General features: G+C 57.9%; 21 protein-coding genes. 14 read left to right on the forward strand and 7 right to left on the reverse strand.

Annotated elements, in window-relative coordinates:
- Window positions 1–114: 114 nt before the first annotated feature.
- The 6 genes from gshB to metK all read right to left on the reverse strand — a co-directional run bounded on the left by gshB (window position 115) and on the right by metK (window position 6,218).
- Window positions 115–1,065: a glutathione synthase gene (gene gshB, locus ABLU73_RS01490; RefSeq protein WP_004205176.1), complete on the reverse strand. Its 951-nt coding sequence runs from the start codon at window positions 1,063–1,065 to the stop codon at window positions 115–117.
- Window positions 1,066–1,085: 20 nt separating this feature from the next.
- Complete coding sequence (gene rsmE, locus ABLU73_RS01495) at window positions 1,086–1,817, reverse strand: 16S rRNA (uracil(1498)-N(3))-methyltransferase (protein ID WP_032456614.1); 732 nt, start codon at window positions 1,815–1,817, stop codon at window positions 1,086–1,088.
- Between the two features lie 91 nt (window positions 1,818–1,908).
- Complete coding sequence (gene endA / locus ABLU73_RS01500) at window positions 1,909–2,616, reverse strand: deoxyribonuclease I (RefSeq protein ID WP_004205174.1); 708 nt, start codon at window positions 2,614–2,616, stop codon at window positions 1,909–1,911.
- A 94-nt stretch (window positions 2,617–2,710) separates the two neighbouring features.
- On the reverse strand, window positions 2,711–3,211 hold the full coding sequence (locus ABLU73_RS01505; protein ID WP_004205173.1) for a SprT family zinc-dependent metalloprotease: 501 nt from the start codon (window positions 3,209–3,211) through the stop codon (window positions 2,711–2,713).
- A gap of 77 nt (window positions 3,212–3,288) precedes the next feature.
- The gene (locus ABLU73_RS01510; RefSeq protein ID WP_004205171.1) at window positions 3,289–4,683 is read right to left on the reverse strand and encodes a sugar porter family MFS transporter; all 1,395 of its coding nucleotides are present in this window, start codon (window positions 4,681–4,683) and stop codon (window positions 3,289–3,291) included.
- Window positions 4,684–5,063: 380 nt separating this feature from the next.
- Entirely contained in the window at window positions 5,064–6,218 is a 1,155-nt protein-coding gene (metK, locus tag ABLU73_RS01515; protein ID WP_004205170.1) for a methionine adenosyltransferase, read from the reverse strand.
- 701 nt (window positions 6,219–6,919) lie between these two features.
- Here metK and yqgB point away from each other — a divergent pair.
- From yqgB to speB, 3 genes are all read left to right on the forward strand, one after another.
- Window positions 6,920–7,051, forward strand: a complete 132-nt coding sequence (gene yqgB, locus ABLU73_RS01520; protein WP_002916578.1) for an acid stress response protein YqgB — start codon at window positions 6,920–6,922, stop codon at window positions 7,049–7,051.
- Between the two features lie 8 nt (window positions 7,052–7,059).
- Window positions 7,060–9,036: a biosynthetic arginine decarboxylase gene (speA, locus tag ABLU73_RS01525; protein ID WP_004205167.1), complete on the forward strand. Its 1,977-nt coding sequence runs from the start codon at window positions 7,060–7,062 to the stop codon at window positions 9,034–9,036.
- 233 nt (window positions 9,037–9,269) lie between these two features.
- The gene (gene speB, locus ABLU73_RS01530; RefSeq protein WP_049116095.1) at window positions 9,270–10,190 is read left to right on the forward strand and encodes an agmatinase; all 921 of its coding nucleotides are present in this window, start codon (window positions 9,270–9,272) and stop codon (window positions 10,188–10,190) included.
- Between the two features lie 127 nt (window positions 10,191–10,317).
- Here speB and ABLU73_RS01535 read toward each other — a convergent pair whose 3' ends face one another.
- Window positions 10,318–11,538, reverse strand: a complete 1,221-nt coding sequence (locus ABLU73_RS01535; protein WP_048295587.1) for an MFS transporter — start codon at window positions 11,536–11,538, stop codon at window positions 10,318–10,320.
- A gap of 426 nt (window positions 11,539–11,964) precedes the next feature.
- Here ABLU73_RS01535 and ABLU73_RS01540 point away from each other — a divergent pair, with 426 nt between their 5' ends.
- The 11 genes from ABLU73_RS01540 (at window position 11,965) to ABLU73_RS01590 (ending at window position 20,767) form a co-directional block, all read left to right on the forward strand.
- Window positions 11,965–12,288: a non-heme iron oxygenase ferredoxin subunit gene (locus ABLU73_RS01540; RefSeq protein ID WP_004151769.1), complete on the forward strand. Its 324-nt coding sequence runs from the start codon at window positions 11,965–11,967 to the stop codon at window positions 12,286–12,288.
- On the forward strand, window positions 12,285–12,593 hold the full coding sequence (locus tag ABLU73_RS01545) for a recombinase-like helix-turn-helix domain-containing protein (RefSeq protein ID WP_348850022.1): 309 nt from the start codon (window positions 12,285–12,287) through the stop codon (window positions 12,591–12,593). Before ABLU73_RS01540 ends, ABLU73_RS01545 begins: the two co-directional genes overlap by 4 nt.
- A gap of 10 nt (window positions 12,594–12,603) precedes the next feature.
- The gene (locus tag ABLU73_RS01550; RefSeq protein WP_004205160.1) at window positions 12,604–13,626 is read left to right on the forward strand and encodes an aromatic ring-hydroxylating dioxygenase subunit alpha; all 1,023 of its coding nucleotides are present in this window, start codon (window positions 12,604–12,606) and stop codon (window positions 13,624–13,626) included.
- On the forward strand, window positions 13,626–14,375 hold the full coding sequence (locus ABLU73_RS01555; protein WP_057212961.1) for an SDR family oxidoreductase: 750 nt from the start codon (window positions 13,626–13,628) through the stop codon (window positions 14,373–14,375). The genes ABLU73_RS01550 and ABLU73_RS01555 overlap by 1 nt, the downstream gene beginning before the upstream one ends.
- Before the next feature lie 13 nt (window positions 14,376–14,388).
- Complete coding sequence (locus tag ABLU73_RS01560) at window positions 14,389–15,177, forward strand: IclR family transcriptional regulator (protein ID WP_004205158.1); 789 nt, start codon at window positions 14,389–14,391, stop codon at window positions 15,175–15,177.
- An 88-nt stretch (window positions 15,178–15,265) separates the two neighbouring features.
- Window positions 15,266–16,192 carry a VOC family protein gene (locus ABLU73_RS01565; RefSeq protein ID WP_064178210.1) on the forward strand — a complete coding sequence of 309 codons (927 nt, stop codon included), beginning with the start codon at window positions 15,266–15,268 and terminating at the stop codon, window positions 16,190–16,192.
- Complete coding sequence (locus ABLU73_RS01570) at window positions 16,189–17,385, forward strand: FAD-dependent oxidoreductase (RefSeq protein ID WP_348850023.1); 1,197 nt, start codon at window positions 16,189–16,191, stop codon at window positions 17,383–17,385. Before ABLU73_RS01565 ends, ABLU73_RS01570 begins: the two co-directional genes overlap by 4 nt.
- Before the next feature lie 26 nt (window positions 17,386–17,411).
- Window positions 17,412–18,668: an MFS transporter gene (locus tag ABLU73_RS01575; protein WP_004205154.1), complete on the forward strand. Its 1,257-nt coding sequence runs from the start codon at window positions 17,412–17,414 to the stop codon at window positions 18,666–18,668.
- 10 nt (window positions 18,669–18,678) lie between these two features.
- Complete coding sequence (locus ABLU73_RS01580) at window positions 18,679–19,209, forward strand: cupin domain-containing protein (RefSeq protein WP_025999198.1); 531 nt, start codon at window positions 18,679–18,681, stop codon at window positions 19,207–19,209.
- 9 nt (window positions 19,210–19,218) lie between these two features.
- Window positions 19,219–19,989, forward strand: a complete 771-nt coding sequence (locus ABLU73_RS01585; RefSeq protein ID WP_017899776.1) for an alpha/beta hydrolase — start codon at window positions 19,219–19,221, stop codon at window positions 19,987–19,989.
- On the forward strand, window positions 19,973–20,767 hold the full coding sequence (locus ABLU73_RS01590) for an SDR family oxidoreductase (RefSeq protein WP_004205151.1): 795 nt from the start codon (window positions 19,973–19,975) through the stop codon (window positions 20,765–20,767). The genes ABLU73_RS01585 and ABLU73_RS01590 overlap by 17 nt, the downstream gene beginning before the upstream one ends.
- Window positions 20,768–20,774 lie beyond the last annotated feature (7 nt).

The raw sequence follows: 20,774 nt of genomic DNA on the forward strand, positions 1-20,774 counted from the left end.
GTGTCGATGCACTTTATCTGGCAGGCGCCCGAGCGGCGCCTGGCTGGAAGGGTTTCGCCAGCGCGGCGATCCGCGCTCGCTGTGCCCTGAGCGGATGTTCGTCCGCCGTAGTGCTTATCGGGCGAGACGTCTTTCGATAGCGTCCATCAGCATGCCGGTGATCGAAATATCCGGGAAGGCGGCCTCGATCTCACGGACGCAGGTGGGGCTGGTGACGTTAATTTCCGTCAGACGGTCGCCAATGATATCCAGGCCAACGAAAATCAGGCCTTTAGCCTTCAGCGTCGGGCCGACGCGGCGGGCGATATCCCAGTCGCTTTCGGTTAGCGGGCGGGCTTCGCCGCGGCCGCCGGCAGCCAGATTGCCACGAGTCTCGCCGCCCTGCGGAATGCGCGCCAGGCAGTAAGGTACCGGCTCGCCATCCACCACCAGCACGCGCTTGTCGCCATCTTTAATGGCCGGCAGATAGTTCTGCGCCATGCAGTAGCGGCTGCCCAGCTCGGTCAGCGTCTCGGCGATCACGCCGAGGTTCGGATCGCCGGCTTTGACGCGGAAAATAGAGGCGCCGCCCATGCCGTCGAGCGGCTTCATGATGATATCGCCGTGTTTTTCCCAGAAGGCTTTAAGCTGGGCTTTATTACGGGTGACCAGCGTTTCCGGGGTCAGTTCGGAGAACCAGGCGGTGAACAGCTTCTCGTTACAGTCGCGCAGGCTCTGCGGCTTGTTGACGATAAGCGTGCCTTTCTCTTCCGCTCGCTCCAGAATATAGGTCGCATAAATAAATTCGGTATCGAACGGTGGATCCTTACGCATCAGAATGACGTCAAGATCCGCCAGCGGCAGATCCTGCTCGCCGGTAAAGTCATACCATTTGTCGTAGTTCTGTTCGACGCTCAGTGTGCGCGTCCGGGCGCGGGCCTCGCCGTTGATCAAATAAAGGTCGTTCATCTCCATGTAATGGAGTTCATAGCCGCGACGCTGCGCCTCCAGCAACATAGCGAAGCTGGTGTCTTTCTTGATGTTGATGGTTGCGATGGGATCCATCACGATGCCGAGCTTGATCATGGTTCTTCTCCGTTAACGCCTCAACCTAAGTCGCCAAAACGCACCTGCAGGGCAGTAATGGCGGTGAGCGCAGTAGTCTCTGTACGCAGAACGCGCGGTCCCAACAGGATATCAGTAAACTGGTATTTCGCGGTCATTGCTATCTCTTCAGCCGACAGCCCGCCTTCCGGGCCAATCAGCAGACGGACGCGTTCAACCGGCAGCGGCAGCGTGTTAATGCTGGCGCTGGCGCGCGGGTGCAGGTTGAGCTTCAGCCCGCTGTCCTGCTCGGCGCACCACTCCTCCAGCTGCATCGCCGGACGAATTTCCGGTACCACGTTACGACCGCTCTGTTCGCAGGCGGCAATAGCGATTTTCTGCCACTGCTGGATCTTTTTCTGCAAACGTTCGGCGTCCAGTTTAACGCCGCAGCGCTCGGAAAACAGTGGCGTTATGAGGCTTACCCCGAGTTCGATCGATTTCTGGATGGTGAATTCCATTTTTTCGCCGCGGGACATCACCTGGCCTAAATGGATATGCAGCGGCGATTCCCGATCGTCGGGTTCGCCACTGAGGACTTCAACCGTGACGCTTTTCTTACCGGCCTCGGTGATGACGGCGTCAAACACTTGGTTACTGCCGTCGAATAGCTGAAGGTGCTGACCGGCGGTCATGCGCAGAACGCGCCCGACGTGGTTGGCCGCGTCATCGCTCAGCGCGATCAGGCTGCCGACAATGAGGGGTTCTGGATGATGGATGCGAGGAATGCGCATGCTTGATATTCCGTTCTTTGCGCAGATGCCAGCTTCCCGCCATTAGACGGGAAGCACAGGGCTGCAAATTAACAATTGCCGCTAGTGTAGGTTAGCTCTTTTGCGCCTGGCAAGCCTGCTGGACATAAGGATTATGGTTGCCCTGCACTTTCGCGATGCGCTCATCACGTTCACACTCCCAGGCGGTGACCGGATACTGTTTGTTCCAGGCGGTAAACAGCTGAGTTTGCTGGCGGGAAAGATTTAACTGGTAGCGGTCGCGCATATAGAAGTAGGTGCGGGCGATGGCGCCGCGGGCGCGGGCAGGGGGCTCAGCGATTTTATCTTTAAAATCGACCTTCATGGTGCACTGGCCGTACTGGCCTTCACCGCCGTTCCACTGGCTGTACATAAAGTTGCCGCGATCGCCATTCACTTCTCCCACCGCCGGCTGCAGATTGTGCATGTCGCTTTCCATCTTGCGGTACTCCGGATCTTTGGCGCAGTTTTTACGACCACCCTCCTGCCAGCACTGGCGCTGATGGCCGAACTGCCACGCCGGCACCACGTGTTCCCATTCAACCCGGCTGGCGCGGTTCTCATTTTTACGCACTTTATAGCCACAAGATTCCAGATCGATAACGCCTTTTTTACCCTGCCAGGCAATTTTACAGCCGCAGTAAAAGTCGCCGGGAACGTCGGCGTTTACTTTGACGCCAGCGGCCTTGGCCTGGGAAAAACTGGTAATTTCTGCGGCCGCAAGCGGGCCACTCACTGCCGTGCTCAATACTGCAACGGCTAAAACATGCATACGGGACATCGTTCACTCCGTGTCAAAACGAGCCCGCAACGTAGCGAATGAGGGTGCCGGATGCAATCAGTCAGATCAGAAAGTTTCTAATTAATTCCAATGGTTATTCTTCAGCCACCAGCAGATCGCCGCAGCGCACGCAGCGGTAAGTGGCTTCGCCGCGCACCACCCGGTTATGGCGACGGACGGTGAGCTGATGCTGCTGGCAGCGGCAGCGGTAGGGGAAGGTATTCTGGCGGACCGAATCGAGTTCAAAGCGATGGGTGCGACGTGCGGGAACGCCCAGCACGCCCTCCATCATCCATTTCCACTCTTTACCGTGCGGGGCTACCCGGCCAAAGTGTTGCCACACCAGCAGGTGCGCCAGCTCATGGGGCACCACTTCATCGATAAACGCCTGCTGATTTTCCAGCAGCAGCACCGGATTTAAACGAATTTCGTTTTTCTCCAGCCATGCGGTGCCGGCGGAGGTACCGCGCTGCTGGTAGACCAACGTCGGCTCTGCGTAGCGGCGTTCCAGCTTGAGGTTCGCTTTGGCGAGATGCTCCCGCAGGCTGCGCATCACGGCCTGCTGAATAGCGATGGGAATACGGGGTGTTTTCATAGCGCCAGAGGATAGTGCGGCGGAGGGGGGAGAGCAAGCGGAAGCTTCCTCCCGGAAAGGGAGGAAGCTCAGACGGATTAATCGCGGGCGCCGATCTCGCGCAGCGGACGACCCTGCATCAGGTTGCGTTCGATATGTTCCAGCGAGACGTTTTTGGTTTCCGGGATCAGCCACAGCGTCAGCAGAATAAACAGCACGTTCAGACCGCCGTAGACCCAGAAGGTGTTGGCGCTGCCCAGCGAATTGAGCATGGTCAGGAAGGTAGCGCCGACAATCATGTTGGCAATCCAGTTGGTCGCCGTTGAGCAGGTGATACCGAAGTCGCGGCCTTTCAGCGGCTGGATTTCGGAACACAGTACCCAAATCAGCGGGCCGGCGCTCATGGCGAAACCGACGATAAACATCAGCAGCATCAGGACGGCGATGTACTGGGCGGTTGAGGAGTGAATACCGATGTGCATCATGCTGCCCAGGACGCCCATTCCCGCTGCCATGACGATAAAGCCAAGGATCAGCGTCGGTTTACGGCCCCAGCGGTCGACCAGACCGATGGCGATAAAGGTGGCCAGCACGTTAGTCAGACCGACAATGACCGTCCCCCACATCTGCTCGGTGGTGTTGGCGTAGCCTGCCAGCTCAAAGATCTTCGGCGCGTAGTACATGATGACGTTCATCCCGGTGAACTGCTGCATTACCTGCAGCAGAATGCCGAGGAACACCGCGCGGCGGAAGTTGCTGTTGTCTTTAAACAGCGACCAGCCGGACTGTTTTACCTTCAGGCTTTCGCGGATTTCGTCGAGCTCGCGTTTCGCTTCGGCGCTGGTATCGCGCAGGCGCAGCAGCACGCGCTCGGCATCGACAAAGCGGCGTTTGGCGGCGAACCAGCGCGGGCTGTCCGGCAGGAAGATAACGCCGATCAGCAGCAATACCGCCGGAATAATGATCACGCCGAGCATCCAGCGCCATGCGCCGCTGTAGCTAAAGGCGGTGTCGGAGAGGTAAGCGCCAAGGATCCCGATGGTGATCATCAGCTGGTACATGGAAATCATACTGCCGCGAATTTTCTCCGGAGCGATTTCCGATAGATACAGCGGCGCGGTGTATGAGGCGACGCCTACCGCCAGGCCCAGCAGCACGCGGGAAACCAGCAGGATCTCGACGTTTGGCGCGGCGGCGGAGAACAGAGAGCCGGCGACAAAGAGGATGGCGCCGATCATCAGGCTCTTTTTACGGCCCAGTTTGAAGGAGAGCCAGCCGCTGCCGACCGCACCGACGGCGGCGCCGAACATCATGGAGCTGACCACCCACTCCTGAGTGTGGGCGGAAATCTGGAACTCATTGGCAATAAAGGGTAAGGCACCCGCAATAACACCGATATCAAGGCCAAACAGCAGGCCAGCCAGCGCGGCGAGGAAACAGACGAAGAACGTCATGGTCTTGTTTGAACGCCCTTGTTTTTTGTTGTCAGGCATAACGCCCTCCAGTTGAGTTATTGATTCTGTCGATGGTTAGCGTAGGACACTCGTCGGTAAAAAAACGTGATTATAATCACGGCTGTGTAATCGTTTCCACAAAGGTAAAGAAACGTAATTCATTAAATGCTTTTTAAATCAGCAATATAAACAAGGATAGTCGACAATTTGAAAAACGGTAATCAGAGTTAACCGAAACAATATGTAACATTGTGAAAAATACGCCGATGAGATGACGCACGCAGGCAGCAATCGACCATTACCATAATGTAATCGCTTTCATTGAGATGTTGCGCTACGTTGAAGCAAGGTACGGCAGGGAAGGTCAGGGAATAAAAAGGCCAGCGCGAGGCTGGCCTTAAAGAGAGGAAGCGGAGAGATTATTTCAGACCGGCCGCTTCGCGCAGCAGGGCCGCTTTGTCGGTTTTTTCCCAAGGGAAATGTTCGCGACCAAAGTGACCGTAGGCAGCGGTTTCTTTGTAGATCGGGTGCAGCAGATCCAGCATCTGAATCAGGCCGTACGGACGCAGGTCGAAGAACTCGCGCACCAGCAGGGTCAGCTGTTCAGAAGGCACTTTTTCAGTACCAAAGGTTTCCACCATGATGGACGTCGGCTCTGCAACGCCGATGGCGTAGGAAACCTGAATTTCGCAACGGTCAGCCAGGCCTGCGGCAACGATGTTTTTCGCTACATAGCGAGCCGCATAGGCTGCAGAACGGTCAACTTTAGACGGATCCTTACCGGAGAACGCGCCGCCGCCGTGACGAGCCATGCCGCCGTAGGTATCGACGATGATCTTACGACCGGTCAGACCGCAATCGCCCATCGGGCCGCCGATGACGAAACGGCCGGTCGGGTTGATGAAGAATTTGGTGGACGCGCTCAGCCATTCGGTCGGCAGAATCGGTTTGATGATCTCTTCCATCACCGCTTCCTGCAGCGATTTCTGGTCGATATCTTCGGCGTGCTGCGTGGACAGCACCACCGCGTCGATGCCGACGATTTTGCCGTCGTCATACTGGAAGGTCACCTGGCTTTTCGCATCCGGACGCAGCCACGGCAGGGTGCCGTTTTTACGTACTTCAGCCTGGCGCTGCACCAGACGGTGAGCGTAGGTCACCGGCGCCGGCATCAGCACGTCGGTTTCGTTGGTGGCGTAGCCAAACATCAGCCCCTGGTCGCCTGCGCCCTGTTCCAGCGGATCGGCACGGTCAACGCCCTGGTTGATGTCCGGAGACTGTTTACCAATGGCGCTCAGTACGGCACACGAGTTGGCGTCAAAGCCCATATCGGAATGCACGTAGCCAATTTCGCGGACGGTGTTGCGGGTGATCTCTTCGATGTCAACCCATGCGCTGGTGGTGATTTCGCCGCCTACCAGCACCATGCCAGTTTTGACATAGGTTTCACATGCGACACGCGCTTTCGGATCCTGCTCGAGGATCGCATCCAGCACGGCATCGGAGATTTGGTCAGCAATTTTGTCAGGATGCCCTTCTGATACGGACTCAGACGTAAAAAGGTGTTTTGCCATATTTTATTTCACCTGTGGACGATTCGGATAGCTCATACTGTTGTGTAATGTGGCTTTGGTGGATAATCAGCGCAAAGCCGCGCAGGTAGCGACACGAGCAGTCTGAGTGTTAATCAGTATAGACGGATTAACTTCTGGACGGCCATTTTAGGTCAAATCTTGAGCCTATTTCCAGCCTTTTTTGATGGCGGTCGCATTTATCGAAAAACTCGCCTGGCAAAATTTCCTGACAACCGCGCAAACGGGCACATTTTTATTTTGCTTTTTACCCCGCTTCTCGGTATAAAACGCCGCGCGCGGCTCATTAAAAAAGCGCACGGGGCATGGCCCTGTGGTGCCACTTCCAGCCGGGTTAAGCAGTCTGTATTTACAGAATCTCGCAACGGCATAGCGCTTGTTGCCCGGTATGTATAGCTTTGGCTTGTCGCCGACCCTGTCGCAGGGCGGTGTGGAGGTGATACCAGATAATGAACCAACGTTTTTCGCTTGTTTCGTCGCGTCGTTCTGTCGCGCGTCAGCACTCCGCAACCTGCATCTCTCTCATGCAAACCAGCCGATGTTCACCCCATCTCGGCGCTTCTCAGGATTCCAGGGCCGGTCGGCCGTCAGAAAACTGAACAAGGGCGCTCTTGCCAGGCAAGAGTTTTCTCGTGGTTTCTCCGGACTGTCATACTCTGTTCGGCTACGTGTTTTACGATGATATGAATAAGAAACCGGTCGCGCAGTCGCAAAACCAGCAGATAGTGCTGGGCTTTAGGACTGTTCATGGGTTGTTATCGCATCTTTGGACTGCGATAGTAGTTAACTGTCTTACACTTATTATTAAAAATTGAGGTTCGCTATGTCTGACGACATGTCTATGGTTTCGCCTTCGTCAGCAGGCGAACACGGTGTACTACGTTCCATGCAGGAGGTAGCGATGAGCTCCCAGGAAGCCAGCAAGATGCTGCGTACTTATAATATTGCCTGGTGGGGCAATAACTATTATGACGTCAACGAACTGGGCCACATCAGCGTTTGCCCGGATCCGGACGTCCCGGAAGCGCGCGTTGATCTCGCTGAATTAGTCAAAGCGCGCGAAGCGCAAGGGCAGCGCTTGCCGGCGCTGTTCTGCTTCCCGCAGATCCTGCAGCACCGCCTGCGCTCAATCAACGCCGCGTTCAAGCGCGCGCGCGAATCCTACGGCTATAACGGCGATTACTTCCTGGTCTACCCGATCAAGGTGAACCAGCATCGTCGCGTCATCGAATCGCTGATCCATTCCGGCGAGCCGCTGGGTCTGGAAGCCGGTTCGAAAGCGGAACTGATGGCCGTGCTGGCGCACGCCGGGATGACCCGCAGCGTCATCGTCTGTAACGGTTATAAAGACCGCGAATACATCCGTCTGGCGCTGGTGGGCGAGAAGATGGGCCACAAGGTCTATCTGGTCATCGAGAAGATGTCGGAAATTGCCATCGTGCTGGAAGAAGCCGAGCGCCTGAACGTGGTGCCGCGCCTTGGCGTGCGTGCGCGTCTGGCCTCGCAGGGGTCCGGTAAATGGCAGTCCTCCGGCGGTGAGAAGTCTAAGTTCGGTCTCGCGGCCACCCAGGTTCTGCAGCTGGTGGAGATCCTGCGTGCCGCAGGGCACCTCGACAGTCTGCAACTGCTGCACTTCCACCTCGGCTCGCAGATGGCCAACATTCGCGATATCGCCACCGGCGTGCGTGAATCGGCGCGTTTCTACGTCGAGTTGCATAAGCTGGGCGTTAATATCCAGTGCTTCGACGTTGGCGGTGGCCTGGGTGTGGATTACGAAGGAACCCGCTCGCAGTCCGACTGCTCGGTGAACTACGGCCTGAACGAATACGCTAACAATATTATCTGGGCCATCGGCGACGCCTGCGAAGAGAACGGCCTGCCGCACCCGACGGTCATCACCGAGTCCGGCCGCGCGGTGACCGCGCACCACACCGTGCTGGTTTCCAATATCATCGGCGTGGAGCGCAACGAATACACCGAGGCGACCCCGCCGGCGGAAGACGCCGCGCGTCCGCTGCAGAGCATGTGGGAAACCTGGCTGGAGATGCACGAAACCGGCAATCGCCGCTCGCTGCGCGAATGGCTGCACGACAGCCAGATGGACCTGCACGATATCCATATCGGCTACTCCTCCGGCACTTTCAACCTGCAGGAGCGCGCCTGGGCAGAACAGCTGTATCTGAACATGTGTCATGAAGTGCAGAAGCAACTCGACCCGAGCAACCGCGCTCATCGTCCGATTATCGATGAGCTGCAGGAGCGCATGGCGGATAAAATCTACGTCAACTTCTCGCTGTTCCAGTCGATGCCGGATGCGTGGGGGATCGATCAGCTGTTCCCGGTGATGCCGCTGGAAGGGCTGAACAAGTCGCCGGAACGCCGCGCGGTGCTGCTGGACATCACTTGCGACTCTGACGGCGCCATCGATCACTACGTGGACGGCGACGGGATCGCCACCACCATGCCGATGCCGGAATATGACCCGGAGAACCCGCCGATGCTGGGCTTCTTTATGGTCGGCGCCTATCAGGAAATCCTTGGCAACATGCACAACCTGTTCGGCGATACCGAGGCGGTGGACGTGTTTGTCTTCCCTGACGGCAGCGTTGAGGTTGAGCTGTCCGACGAGGGCGATACCGTGGCGGATATGCTGCAGTACGTGCAGCTGGATCCAAACACGCTGCTGACCCAGTTCCGCGATCAGGTGAAAAACACCGGCCTGGACGACGCGCTGCAGCAGCAATTCCTCGAAGAGTTCGAGGCGGGTCTGTACGGGTACACTTATCTGGAAGACGAGTAGCCGCTGATGCCCGGTGGCGCTGCGCTGACCGGGCCTGCGTATGTCGGCCGCATAAGGCGAAGCCGTCATCCGGCAGACGGCGATACTCACTTGAACCCGTATGCATTACCGGCGATAATTCACGCCAATAAGCGATTTATCTATCAAACCCTTCCTCGTCGGGCCTAACGACGCGGAGGGGTTTTTTTATACTTATTTTTTACGTTCCACGACTGTGAAAAGAGGTCATATCCATGAGCACTTTAGGTCATCAATACGATAACTCCCTGGTATCCAATGCCTTTGGCTTCCTGCGTTTACCAATGAATTTCATGCCTTACGACAGCGATGCTGACTGGGTCATCACCGGCGTACCGTTCGATATGGCGACCTCTGGGCGCGCGGGCGGCCGTCATGGCCCGGCGGCGATCCGTCAGGTGTCCACCAATCTCGCCTGGGAGCACAACCGTTTTCCGTGGAACTTCGACATGCGCGAACGCCTGAACGTGGTTGACTGCGGGGATCTGGTGTATGCCTTCGGCGACGCGCGCGAAATGAGCGAGAAGCTGCAGGCCCACGCCGAGAAGCTGCTGGCGGCCGGCAAGCGCATGCTCTCCTTTGGCGGCGACCACTTTGTTACGCTGCCGCTGCTGCGCGCCCACGCCAAACACTTCGGTAAAATGGCGCTGGTGCACTTCGATGCCCACACCGATACCTACGCCAACGGCTGCGAGTTCGACCACGGCACCATGTTCTACACCGCGCCGAACGAAGGGCTTATCGATCCCAACCACTCCGTACAGATCGGTATTCGCACCGAATTCGATAAAGATAACGGTTTCACCGTGCTTGATGCGGGCCAGGTTAACGACCGCAGCGTCGATGAAGTGATTGCCCAGGTGAAGCAGATCGTTGGCGATATGCCGGTGTACCTGACCTTTGATATCGACTGCCTGGATCCGGCGTTTGCGCCAGGAACCGGTACCCCGGTGATCGGCGGGCTGACTTCCGACCGCGCGATCAAGCTGGTGCGCGGCCTGAAGGATCTGAACATCGTCGGGATGGACGTGGTGGAAGTCGCCCCGGCCTACGATCAGTCCGAAATCACCGCCCTGGCGGCGGCGACTCTGGCGCTGGAGATGCTGTACATCCAGGCGGCGAAGAAGGGCGAATAAATCTGTTCCCGTCATATTTCAAGTTGCATAGGCGTGGGCAATAACTCGGCCCATCCCTGGGCCTCGTCCTTACAGGGCCAGCGCAAGCGCTGTTCAAAACGGCTAGCCGTTTTGTCCTGCAACTTATTTAGGGTATAGACGCGTTTACTGCTGCTGCGCGACGCATGCGCAGCAGCAGTGCGCCGCCGGCGCACAGCGTAATCAGCTGCGATGCCACCAGTACGGAAAAACCTGAACTGACCGATCCCACTGATTTCATTACCACTCCCATCAGCAGCGGAATAAACGCCGCGCAGATGTTGCCAATGCCGTTAATGATGCCATAGGCGCTGCCCACCGCTTCGCGCGGGGCGTGATGCTGAACCACCGCGGGGATCGCTGCCCCCTGTAATCCCCAGAACACGTTCGCCGCCAGCATAAACAGCGCCAGCATCGCCGGCTGTTCGCTGAGGATTAGCGCCAGCACGGAACCGGCGGTGAGTAGACCGCCAATAATAAACAACAGCGGCGCCTGCTCCGGGCGCATTTTGTCGAGGATCACGCCGCCAAGGAACTTTGAGCCCAGGCTTAACAGAAAGGGGACAGCCGCCAGCAGGCCGGTGGCCTGTAGCGAGAAATGATGCTCATCGCGCAGCCAGGCTGGCAGCCAGGCGCTACTCCCCCACAGATAGCTGAGGGTGGCAATTTCTACCAGCAGGATCCAGCCAAGCAGCGGCGTACGCCAGGCGAGGGCAAAAGTTTGGCTAAAGCCAGGCTTCGCGCGCTGTGCAGTCACTTTTGGCGCGGGGAGAAACCGCCAGATTAATCCGCCGCCGAGCAGCAGGTTAAGCAGCGCCAGCACGTAGAAGGAACCGATCCAGCCAACGTGCGCCATCAGCCAGGTGACCAGCGGGAAGCCTACCGCTAGCCCCAACGATACGCCAAGGGCGGTTACCGCATTCGGTTTGCCGATTTCATCGGCGGCGAAGTTGTCGTTGATAAAGCGCGTTTTCAGTGAAAACAGCGGTCCCTCCGCCACGCCAAGCACGATGCGCGCGATTAACATTCCCACCAGTGAACCGAGTAATGGGGAAATGGCGCACACCAGCGCCCATATAACGATGCTGATTAACAGCCCCTGACGATAATGCCATCTACTTTCTATAACTGGTGTTAATAATAATGCCGAAAACCCATAACCCAGAAGAAAGCATGTCATTAGCATGCCTTGTAACATTCTGTTTTCATTTAACTGGAAGTGGGCAGCGAATTCCGGGTTAAGGATCATCACCGAGATATTTACCCGATCGACGTAGGAAATAATTATTAACAAAAGTAATGCTATTACCCCTTGCCATCTTGCCGCCATTCGTTGTCTCCACGCTTAATTTAATGATTGCCAGTTATTATTTTTTAACGCCAGAAATAGTTACATGAGTAAAATGGTTCACCTGTGAAACTCATTGTTTTTAAACTAATAAATAAATTTTGTTTCATGGGTGAAACACCATGGTTTCCGCTGTCGCCCATTTTTAATGATCGATTTGAAAAGAAGTCAATAGTCGTATGTGAAATTTAAATCGGAATTTTTATTTATAATGGATCACCGCTTTAAATATCATCATTTCATCTGAATGCAGTTTTTCGTGATCAATTGCACACTTAGCTAATTTAAAAGCCATTCATTAACAAGTTCGTCACATTAACGCTTGACGAAACATTCGCCGCTTTTATATTGGTCGTATTAAATAAGAAACACAGTTTCATATATGAAACAACGGCCTGGAGGATTGTGATGAGCTGGATAGGCGTATGTGACGCGGAGCAAGTACAAGAAGATTTTCCATATAGCGGCAATATCGACGGTAAGGAGATCGGCATTTATCTGATTGATGGTGAATATTACGCGCTGGAAGACGTTTGTCCTCACGCCTATGCGCTCCTGAGCCAGGGCTTTGTCGAAGATGGCAAAGTGGAATGCCCGCTGCATGAGGCGGTATTCGACGTGAAAACCGGCCAGTGCCTGCATGGCCCCGGCGGTCGCAACCTTAATCGTTACCCGGTGCGGGTATATGACAATCAGATCCAGATTACCTTTATCGAGGAGAACGTGGCATGAGCGAATCCCTGGATTTCAACCCGGCGCTACCGGAAAGCCGCCAGTTTACGCCACCGGCGGAAGGTGGAAACGGCAATATCCATAAGCCCGGCGACTATCCCAATCTGATCTGGCAAACCCGCAGCCGGATGCCGGAAAACTGGGAACTGCAGCTTATCGCCACTCTGGAAACGCTGTTCGAGCAGGGCGCGGAAAGCCTCGGTGAGCTGGTGAACGGCCTCAATGGCGTCAGGATGCATGACCAGCAGGGCGAACCATGGAGCGAAAGCAGTTTCCAGGCATTCTTACAGGTCAACGGTTACTGAGGATACAGCGATGACGACAACGGTACAAAACTATCTTGATAAAGGGTTGCGCGGTTTGTGGTATCCGGTGCTGGCGAGCTGGGAAGTGCAGTCTGCGCCGGTAGGCATTACCCGTCTCGGCGAGCAGATCGTGGTCTGGCGGAATAAAGACGGTCAGGTGCAGGCCCTGGAAGACCGCTGCCCGCATCGCGGCGCGCGCCTGTCGATGGGCTGGAACTTAGGCGATCGTATCGCCTGCTGGTACCACGGCGTGGAAGTCGCCGGCAACGGCGAAGTGAAAGACGTCCCGGCGGTGGACCGCTGCCCGCTGGTCGGCCAGCAGTGCGTGCGCAGCTACAACGTGCAGGAAGCGCACGGGGCAATCTTCCTGTGGTTCGGCGTCACCGCCGACCAGCAGCCTGATGAACTGAGCTTCCCGGAGGAGCTGGCCGACCACAAAAAATACAGTCACTTCCTGTGCACCGCGGCGTGGAAATGCAACTACCAGTACGCGCTGGAAAACGTGATGGACCCGATGCACGGTACCTATCTGCACTCGTCATCGCACTCGATGGCGGAAGGCGATCGCAAAGCCGATATGGTGCTGCAGCCGACGAAAACCGGCTTTATCTTCGAGAAAAAAGGGCAGAGCGGCGTCAACTTTGACTGGGTTGAACTGGGCAACAGCGGCGCCTACTGGATGCGCCTGTCTATTCCGTACAAAAAGCGTTTCGGGCCGGGCGGCCACTTCTGGATCGTCGGCATGGTGGTTCCGGAAGATAACGACAACTGCCGCGTTTTCTTCTGGCGCATCCGCGGCGTACAGGGCTGGCAGCGCGATCTGTGGCGCTTTATGTACCGCAACCGTCTGGAAAAACTGCACTGGGAAGTACTGGAGCAGGATCGCGTGGTGCTGGAGAGCCTGGCGCCGAACGCCCGCGATCATGAATACCTTTATCAACATGACGTCGGTTTGTCCCGCCTGCGCCGCATGATGCAGAAAGCGGCGAAAGAGCAGTTAGCGCTCCGCGAAGCGCAGCAGGGTGCCGCCTGATGAACGGCCTGCTAAACGGTAAACGTATTGTCGTCACCGGCGCGGCGCGCGGCCTGGGCTACCACTTTGCCGAAGCCTGCGCCGCGCAGGGCGCGACGGTGGTGATGTGCGACATCCTGCAGGGGGAGCTGGCGGAAAGCGCTCATCGCCTGCAGCAGAAGGGCTATCAGATCGAATCCCACGCCATCGATCTTGCCAGTCAAGCGTCGATCGAGCAGGTCTTCAGCGCCATCGGTGCGCAGGGGCCTGTCGATGGCTTAGTCAATAACGCGGCGATGGCCACCGGCGTCGGCGGTAAAAATATGATCGATTACGATCCGGACCTGTGGGATCGGGTGATGACGGTCAATGTCAAAGGCACCTGGCTGGTGACCCGCGAGGCGGTACCGCTGCTGCGCGAAGGGTCGGCGATCGTCAACGTCGCTTCGGATACCGCGCTGTGGGGCGCGCCGCGGCTGATGGCCTATGTCGCCAGTAAGGGCGCGGTGATTGCGATGACCCGTTCCATGGCCCGCGAACTGGGTGAAAAGCGGATCCGTATCAACGCCATCGCGCCGGGACTGACCCGCGTTGAGGCCACGGAATACGTTCCCGCCGAGCGTCATCAGCTGTATGAGAACGGCCGCGCGCTCAGCGGCGCGCAGCAGCCGGAAGATGTCACCGGCAGCGTGGTCTGGCTGCTGAGCGATCTTTCGCGCTTTATCACCGGCCAGCTGATCCCGGTCAACGGCGGTTTTGTCTTTAACTAACAAGTGAGGCGGTATGGCGAACGATCAGGAAGTGAAGTACCTGGTACCGGGTCTGGAGCGCGGTTTACAACTGCTGCTGGCGTTTGGCGAACAGCATCGCGATCTGACCTTTGCCGAGCTGCATCGGCTGGTGGATATGCCGAAAGCGACCGCCTATCGCGTGGTGCAGACGCTGGAATATATGGGCTTTCTCGAGCGTAACGCCCGCACCAATACCTTTTCGCTGGGCATGAACGTACTGCGTCTGGGCTTTGAATATATCGCCTCCCTGGATGTCGCTCAGGTGGGTCAGCCGGTCATCGAGCAACTGCGCGATATCAGCCAGTGCAGCAGCCATCTGGCGATCCGCGACGGCCGCGACATTATCTACATCGCCCGCGTCAGCGCCGCCGGTTCGCGTATCAACCAGGTCAGCGTCGGAACGCGGCTACCGGTGCACTGCACCTCGCTTGGTCGCATGCTGCTGACCGATGTTTCTCGCAGCGAGTTTGAACAATTGTTCCCGGATGAACGGCTGCCGGGCAATACGCCGGGCCAGTTGCATGACCGCGAAGCGCTGTGGCAGATGGTGCAGCAGGATAAAGCTCGCGGCTACGTGATTGGCGAATCGTTCTACCGCCACGGCATCTCATCGATTGTCTATCCGGTCTTTGACCGCAGCGGCCGGGTGGCGGCGGTCGTCAGCATTCTGGTGCCGTCGGACGAGATCCCGCAAAGCGATCGCGAGCGGTTGCAGAACGACGTCAGTATGGCGGCGGACAAAATTTCCGGCTTCCTCGGATATTTGTCACAGGCAAGTTAAATCAACAACTTAACAGCAGGCGCTTGATTGCGTCGGGCATGTCTTACGCCCAAATTCGGGCGACTGAACGGTAAAGAGGCGACGAATAATGAGTATTACCGGAATTGAAAAGCTGGAATTTGGCGTAGACGACCTGAACCACTGCGCCAAATTTATGCGCGATTTTGGCCTGACCGCCGACGCCAGCGGCCGCGCGTTTGCCACCCTTAGCGGCGCGCGCGTCGAACTTAACCCAACCGATGCCGCTGACTTACCGCCAGCTTTTGAGGCGGGCAACACCCTGCGTCGCATGACCTGGGGCGTGGCGGATCGGGCGACGCTGGATGCGCTGCGCCCGAAGCTGGAACGTCAGCCCGGTTTCCGTGAAATCGATGGCGCGCTGGAGTGTCGTGACCCTAACGGTATGACGCTGCGGGTGCAGGTTAGCCAGCAAACAGCGGTGGAACTGAACGTCGAGCCGATTAACCAGTGGGGCGATGTGCGTCGCATCGACACTCCGAGCCCGGTATACGACCGCGCGCAGCCCATTAATGTCGGCCACGTCGTATTCTTTGTTGAAGAGCTGGCGGCGGTGGAAAGTTTCTATCGCGAAGTACTCGGCTTCCAGGTGTCAGACCGTTACATCAATCGCGCGGTGTTCCTGCGCTGCGGCGTGCGCGGCGGCCACCATAACCTCTTCTTATTGCAGTTGCCCAACCGCAAGCGCGGGCTAAACCACGTCGCGTTTACCGTACGGGATATTCATGAAGTGATCGGCGGCGGCATTGCGATGAATAAAAACGCGTGGAGCACTTTTATCGGTCCAGGTCGCCATCCGGTCTCCTCGGCCTACTTCTGGTATGTCAACAGCCCGACCGGCGGCGCTTTTGAGTACTACACCAACGATGATTATCTGACGGAAAACTGGCAGCCGCGCGAGCTGGAGCATTCACTCGTGTCCTTTACCGAATGGGCGGTGGAAGGCGGTATCGATCACGATACCCGTCGCCAGCAGAAAAAACCGGAGGCGGTATGACGGCGCGGATTGTCATTATCGGCGGCGGCCAGGCTGGCGGCTGGGCGGCGAAAACGCTGCGTGATGAAGGGTTTAGCGGCGAGATTTGCGTGGTTGCCGAAGAGCAATGGGATTTTTACGAGCGCCCGCCGTTGTCGAAGGCGGCGTTGCTGGAGGCCGAACCGGCGCTGCCGCGGTTATTTAGCGCCGAGGCGCAGCAGGCGCTGAACCTACGCTGGTATCGCCCGCTGCGTGCGGAATCGATCGATCGGCAAAATAAAACCCTGGCGCTGAGCAACGGTGAAACGCTGGCATATGACCAACTGTTGATCGCCACCGGCGGCCGGGCGCGACTGCCGTCCGAGGGCTGGGCGCAGCATCCGCAGGTTTATACCCTGCGCCACTGGCAGGACGCGCAGCGTCTGAAGCAGCGGCTGGCATCGGCAACGCGGCTGGCGATCGTTGGCGGCGGCTGGATTGGCCTCGAAATCGCCGCCTCGGCGCGCAAAAGCGACGTGGCCGTAACCCTTTACGAGCAGCAGCCGGCGCTGTGCATGCGCTCGGTCAGTATGGAGGTCTCGCAGGCGCTGGCGCAACTACATCGCCAGCAGGGCGTTGAGATTCGCGGCGGCTGCGGCGCGCTGGAGCTGGAAGAGGATAACGGCCTGCCGACTCTGCACTGCGACGGCCAGCGGGAAACCTTCGATGCGGTAGTGGTGGGGATCGGCGTCGATCTGAATCTCGAACTGGCGCGCGATGCCGGGCTCACTGTCGATCGCGGGATTGTCGTTAATGCCCAGGGGCGCAGTAACGATCCGGCGATTTTCGCCGCTGGCGATGTCGCTCAGCACCATCAGTACGGCCTGTGCATTCAGTCGTGGGCCTTTGCGCAAAATCAGGCCATCGCAACGGCGAAAGCGATGCTCGATCCGCAGGCCAGCGGCTACGACGAGGCGCCCTGGCTGTGGTCGGATCAATACGATCGCAATATCCAGATCCTCGGGATCCCGCAGACGGGCAGCCGCACCATTGTGCGTGACGAGCCGCAGGGCGCGATCTACTTCTCCCTGAATGCCGATGGACGCTTAACTCAGTTGGTGGCCTTCAATAATGCACGTATCGTGAAGCTGGCGAAGCGCTGGATGGCGGCGGGAAGGGATCTCTCTAACGTCCCGCTCGCTGACCCGACTTTCTCGCTGATGTCATTGCGATAAGTAACGCGAACCCTTAAGGGGGAGAAATGACCACATTAGAGACCAACGCCGCGCCTGCAGAGGCGAGCGGCGAGGGCGTCCGCACGCCTGAAAAAGCAGTTCGTTGGGCCATTCCGCTGTCCCTGCTGGCCTGCGTGCTGCTGGCTTTTTTCGACAAAATCAGTATCGCCGCGCTGTTTTCCGATAGTCACTTCCAGCAGGCGATGGGCATCGATTTCGACACCACCCGGCTGGGCATTCTGATGAGCGCCTTTTTGCTGAGTTACGGCTTCTCGTCAGTGTTATTAAGCGGCCTTGGCGACCGGATTGCGCCGCTGCGTCTGCTGACTGGAATGATGGTGGTGTGGTGCATCCTGATGGTGATCATGGGTTTCACCCACAACTACGCGCTGATGGTGATGCTACGCGTCCTGTTGGGCATCGCCGAAGGGCCGCTGTTCCCGCTGGCGTTTGCCGTGGTGCGCCACACCTTCCCGCAGCGGCTACAGGCCCGCGCCACCATGCTGTGGCTGCTCGGCACGCCGGTTGGCGCAGCGTTGGGATTCCCGCTGTCAATTTGGCTACTTAATACTTTCGGCTGGCAGAGCACATTTTTCGTGATGGCGATGCTGACGGTACCGGTGCTGATTTTTGTGCGCATCGGGCTGCGCGGCGTGCAACTGGAGGCGAGAGCGAGCAGCGATAAAACCTCGCAGGAAGCGCGCCGCAGCGCGCGTCGCGAGCTCTTTGTGAGTCCGCATTTTTGGATGATCTGCATCTTCAACATCGCCTTTCTCGCCTATCTGTGGGGGATCAACGGCTGGCTACCGGGCTACCTGATTAAAGGTAAAGGCATTCATCTGGAACACGCCGGCTGGCTGTCGTCGATGCCGTTTATCGCCATGTTGCTAGGCGAAATTATCGGCGCCTGGCTGTCCGACCGCGTCGATAGGCGCGCCGCCGCCTGCTTTATTTCCCTGGCAGGCGCGGGTATTGGCCTGGCGGCAGTGATGCATTTCACCACGCCGCTGCCGGTAATCGCGGCGATGAGCTTTAGCACCTTTATGTGGGGCACCGGCGCGCCGAACATTTTCGCCCTACTGGCTAAAGCGACCCATCCACGGGTCAGCGCCACGGCGGGGGGGATTTTCAACGGGCTGGGAAACTTTGCCGGGGCGCTATCGCCGGCGGTGATGGGCGCGCTTATCGCCTTCACCCATAGCATGGATTCCGGGCTGATTTTTCTGGCAGTGATGGCGGCGGTGGGCTGCGCCCTGTTACTGCCGCTGCTGAGACGTTACTGAGGATAAAACGATGACTGATTCAACCGTAACTGCAAAACAGAGTTTGAAACCTGACCATTTGACGATGGAAGAGTGGGTGGAGTCGCGTATCGCGCGCTTCGAAGGCCGTAAATACGACTGGAATGCGCTGAAATTCCAGGCCGATTTCGACCCCAAATATCGCCGCGCGCAGATGCGCTACATCGGCACCGGCGCCACCGGCGTCGCCAGCGATACCAACACCGTTCCGGCGGAGCACTTCACCTTTTCCACCATGGTGTTGCCGTCCAAATGTGAAGGCCCGCTGCATCTGCATGATGACGTAGAAGAGGTGTTCTTCATGCTCAAAGGGCAGATCACCCTGATGATTCAGGATGGCGACAACTATACCGAAACGGTACTGCGCGAACGAGATCTGATCTCGGTGCCGCCTGGAATTTACCGCGGTTTGTTTAACCACGGCGAAGAGGAGGCGCTGATGTGCGTGATGCTGGGCACGCCGAAACCGCATGTTCCGACTTATCCGGAAGATCATCCGTTGTCAAAAGTGAAGCGTAACTAAGGAGCGATGATGACGGGTTTTCGTGAACAAGGATGCGGGGTACCGCTGACGCTGCTGCACGGCATCAGTTCCGGCGCAGCCTCCTGGCATAAACAAATGGCGCTGCCCGGCTACCGCGTCCTGGCCTGGGATATGCCCGGTTATGGCGAAAGCCCGATGCTGGCGGCGGCGCCGGCGGATGCTGGCGATTACGCTGACGCGCTGGCGTTGATGCTGGACCGTGCCGGGGTAGAACAAACCGTACTGGTCGGCCATTCGCTGGGCGCGTTGGTGGCGGCTGCCTTCGCCGCGAAATATCCGCAGCGGGTGCTTTATCTGGTGCTGGCCGACGTCGCGCAGGGCTACGGTCAGGCGGAGGTCGCACAGCGGGAAAACGTCTGGCTAGGGCGTCAGCAGCAGATAGCGCAAGGCGGCGAGGCGATGGCCCAGGGGCGAGCGGCAAAACTTCTGCGCCCTGGCGCGCGCGAAGCTGATGTGGCGACGGTGGCGGCGGGGATGCGCAGGCTACGCCGCGACGGTTATCTCGCCGCGGCCTGGATGCTGGCTCATGACGACATTCACCGTTGGCTCGCCGACTATCGCGGTCGTCTCTCCGTGTGGTGCGGCGAGCAGGATGCCATTACCCAACCGGAGTTAGTGCAGGGAGTGGCGCTGCGTTACGGCGCTCCTTACATCGCCATCCCGCAGGCTGGGCATGCCAGCTATCTCGATAACGAAATCTTTTTTAATCAACAGCTTTTACGCATAGGGGAAGAGGTGCGCGATGAATGCACAAATTGAAGGACGCGTCGCGGTAGTCACCGGCGGTTCGTCAGGAATCGGCTTTGAAACGCTGCGCCTGTTGCTGGGCGAAGGGGCGAAGGTCGCCTTTTGCGGCCGCAACCCGGATCGTCTGGCCAGCGCCTATGCAGCACTGCAAAACGAATATCCAGAAGGCGAGGTGTTCTCCTGGCGCTGTGACGTACTGAACGAAGCGGAAGTTGAGGCGTTCGCCGTCGCGGTCGCCGCGCGTTTCGGCGGCGTCGATATGCTGATTAATAACGCCGGCCAGGGCTATGTCGCCCACTTCGCCGATACGCCACGCGAGGCCTGGCTGCACGAAGCCGAACTGAAACTGTTCGGCGTGATTAACCCGGTAAAGGCCTTTCAGTCGCTGCTTGAGGCGTCGGATATCGCCTCGATTACCTGTGTGAACTCGCTGCTGGCGTTACAGCCGGAAGAGCACATGATCGCCACCTCTGCCGCCCGCGCCGCGCTGCTCAATATGACGCTGACTCTGTCGAAAGAGCTGGTGGATAAAGGCATTCGAGTGAATTCCATTCTGCTGGGGATGGTGGAGTCCGGGCAGTGGCAGCGCCGTTTTGAGAGCCGAAGCGATAAGAGCCAGAGTTGGCAGCAGTGGACCGCCGATATCGCCCGTAAGCGGGGGATCCCGATGGCGCGTCTCGGTAAGCCGCAGGAGCCAGCACAAGCGCTGCTATTCCTCGCTTCGCCGCTGGCCTCCTTTACCACCGGCGCGGCGCTGGACGTTTCCGGCGGTTTCTGTCGCCATCTGTAAGGAAAGA

Source organism: Klebsiella sp. GG_Kp175, assembly GCF_040062325.1.
Classification (GTDB): domain Bacteria; phylum Pseudomonadota; class Gammaproteobacteria; order Enterobacterales; family Enterobacteriaceae; genus Klebsiella; species Klebsiella quasipneumoniae.

Excerpts from the sequence above, each read along its gene's own strand:
- gshB (WP_004205176.1), bottom strand. The coding sequence starts at position 1,065 with ATGATCAAGCTCGGCATCGTGATGGATCCCATCGCAACCATCAACATC.
- rsmE (WP_032456614.1), bottom strand. The coding sequence starts at position 1,817 with ATGCGCATTCCTCGCATCCATCATCCAGAACCCCTCATTGTCGGCAGC.
- endA (WP_004205174.1), bottom strand. The coding sequence starts at position 2,616 with ATGTCCCGTATGCATGTTTTAGCCGTTGCAGTATTGAGCACGGCAGTG.
- ABLU73_RS01505 (WP_004205173.1), bottom strand. The coding sequence starts at position 3,211 with ATGAAAACACCCCGTATTCCCATCGCTATTCAGCAGGCCGTGATGCGC.
- ABLU73_RS01510 (WP_004205171.1), bottom strand. The coding sequence starts at position 4,683 with ATGCCTGACAACAAAAAACAAGGGCGTTCAAACAAGACCATGACGTTC.
- metK (WP_004205170.1), bottom strand. The coding sequence starts at position 6,218 with ATGGCAAAACACCTTTTTACGTCTGAGTCCGTATCAGAAGGGCATCCT.
- yqgB (WP_002916578.1), top strand. The coding sequence starts at position 6,920 with ATGAATAAGAAACCGGTCGCGCAGTCGCAAAACCAGCAGATAGTGCTG.
- speA (WP_004205167.1), top strand. The coding sequence starts at position 7,060 with ATGTCTGACGACATGTCTATGGTTTCGCCTTCGTCAGCAGGCGAACAC.
- speB (WP_049116095.1), top strand. The coding sequence starts at position 9,270 with ATGAGCACTTTAGGTCATCAATACGATAACTCCCTGGTATCCAATGCC.
- ABLU73_RS01535 (WP_048295587.1), bottom strand. The coding sequence starts at position 11,538 with ATGGCGGCAAGATGGCAAGGGGTAATAGCATTACTTTTGTTAATAATT.
- ABLU73_RS01540 (WP_004151769.1), top strand. The coding sequence starts at position 11,965 with ATGAGCTGGATAGGCGTATGTGACGCGGAGCAAGTACAAGAAGATTTT.
- ABLU73_RS01545 (WP_348850022.1), top strand. The coding sequence starts at position 12,285 with ATGAGCGAATCCCTGGATTTCAACCCGGCGCTACCGGAAAGCCGCCAG.
- ABLU73_RS01550 (WP_004205160.1), top strand. The coding sequence starts at position 12,604 with ATGACGACAACGGTACAAAACTATCTTGATAAAGGGTTGCGCGGTTTG.
- ABLU73_RS01555 (WP_057212961.1), top strand. The coding sequence starts at position 13,626 with ATGAACGGCCTGCTAAACGGTAAACGTATTGTCGTCACCGGCGCGGCG.
- ABLU73_RS01560 (WP_004205158.1), top strand. The coding sequence starts at position 14,389 with ATGGCGAACGATCAGGAAGTGAAGTACCTGGTACCGGGTCTGGAGCGC.
- ABLU73_RS01565 (WP_064178210.1), top strand. The coding sequence starts at position 15,266 with ATGAGTATTACCGGAATTGAAAAGCTGGAATTTGGCGTAGACGACCTG.
- ABLU73_RS01570 (WP_348850023.1), top strand. The coding sequence starts at position 16,189 with ATGACGGCGCGGATTGTCATTATCGGCGGCGGCCAGGCTGGCGGCTGG.
- ABLU73_RS01575 (WP_004205154.1), top strand. The coding sequence starts at position 17,412 with ATGACCACATTAGAGACCAACGCCGCGCCTGCAGAGGCGAGCGGCGAG.
- ABLU73_RS01580 (WP_025999198.1), top strand. The coding sequence starts at position 18,679 with ATGACTGATTCAACCGTAACTGCAAAACAGAGTTTGAAACCTGACCAT.
- ABLU73_RS01585 (WP_017899776.1), top strand. The coding sequence starts at position 19,219 with ATGACGGGTTTTCGTGAACAAGGATGCGGGGTACCGCTGACGCTGCTG.
- ABLU73_RS01590 (WP_004205151.1), top strand. The coding sequence starts at position 19,973 with ATGAATGCACAAATTGAAGGACGCGTCGCGGTAGTCACCGGCGGTTCG.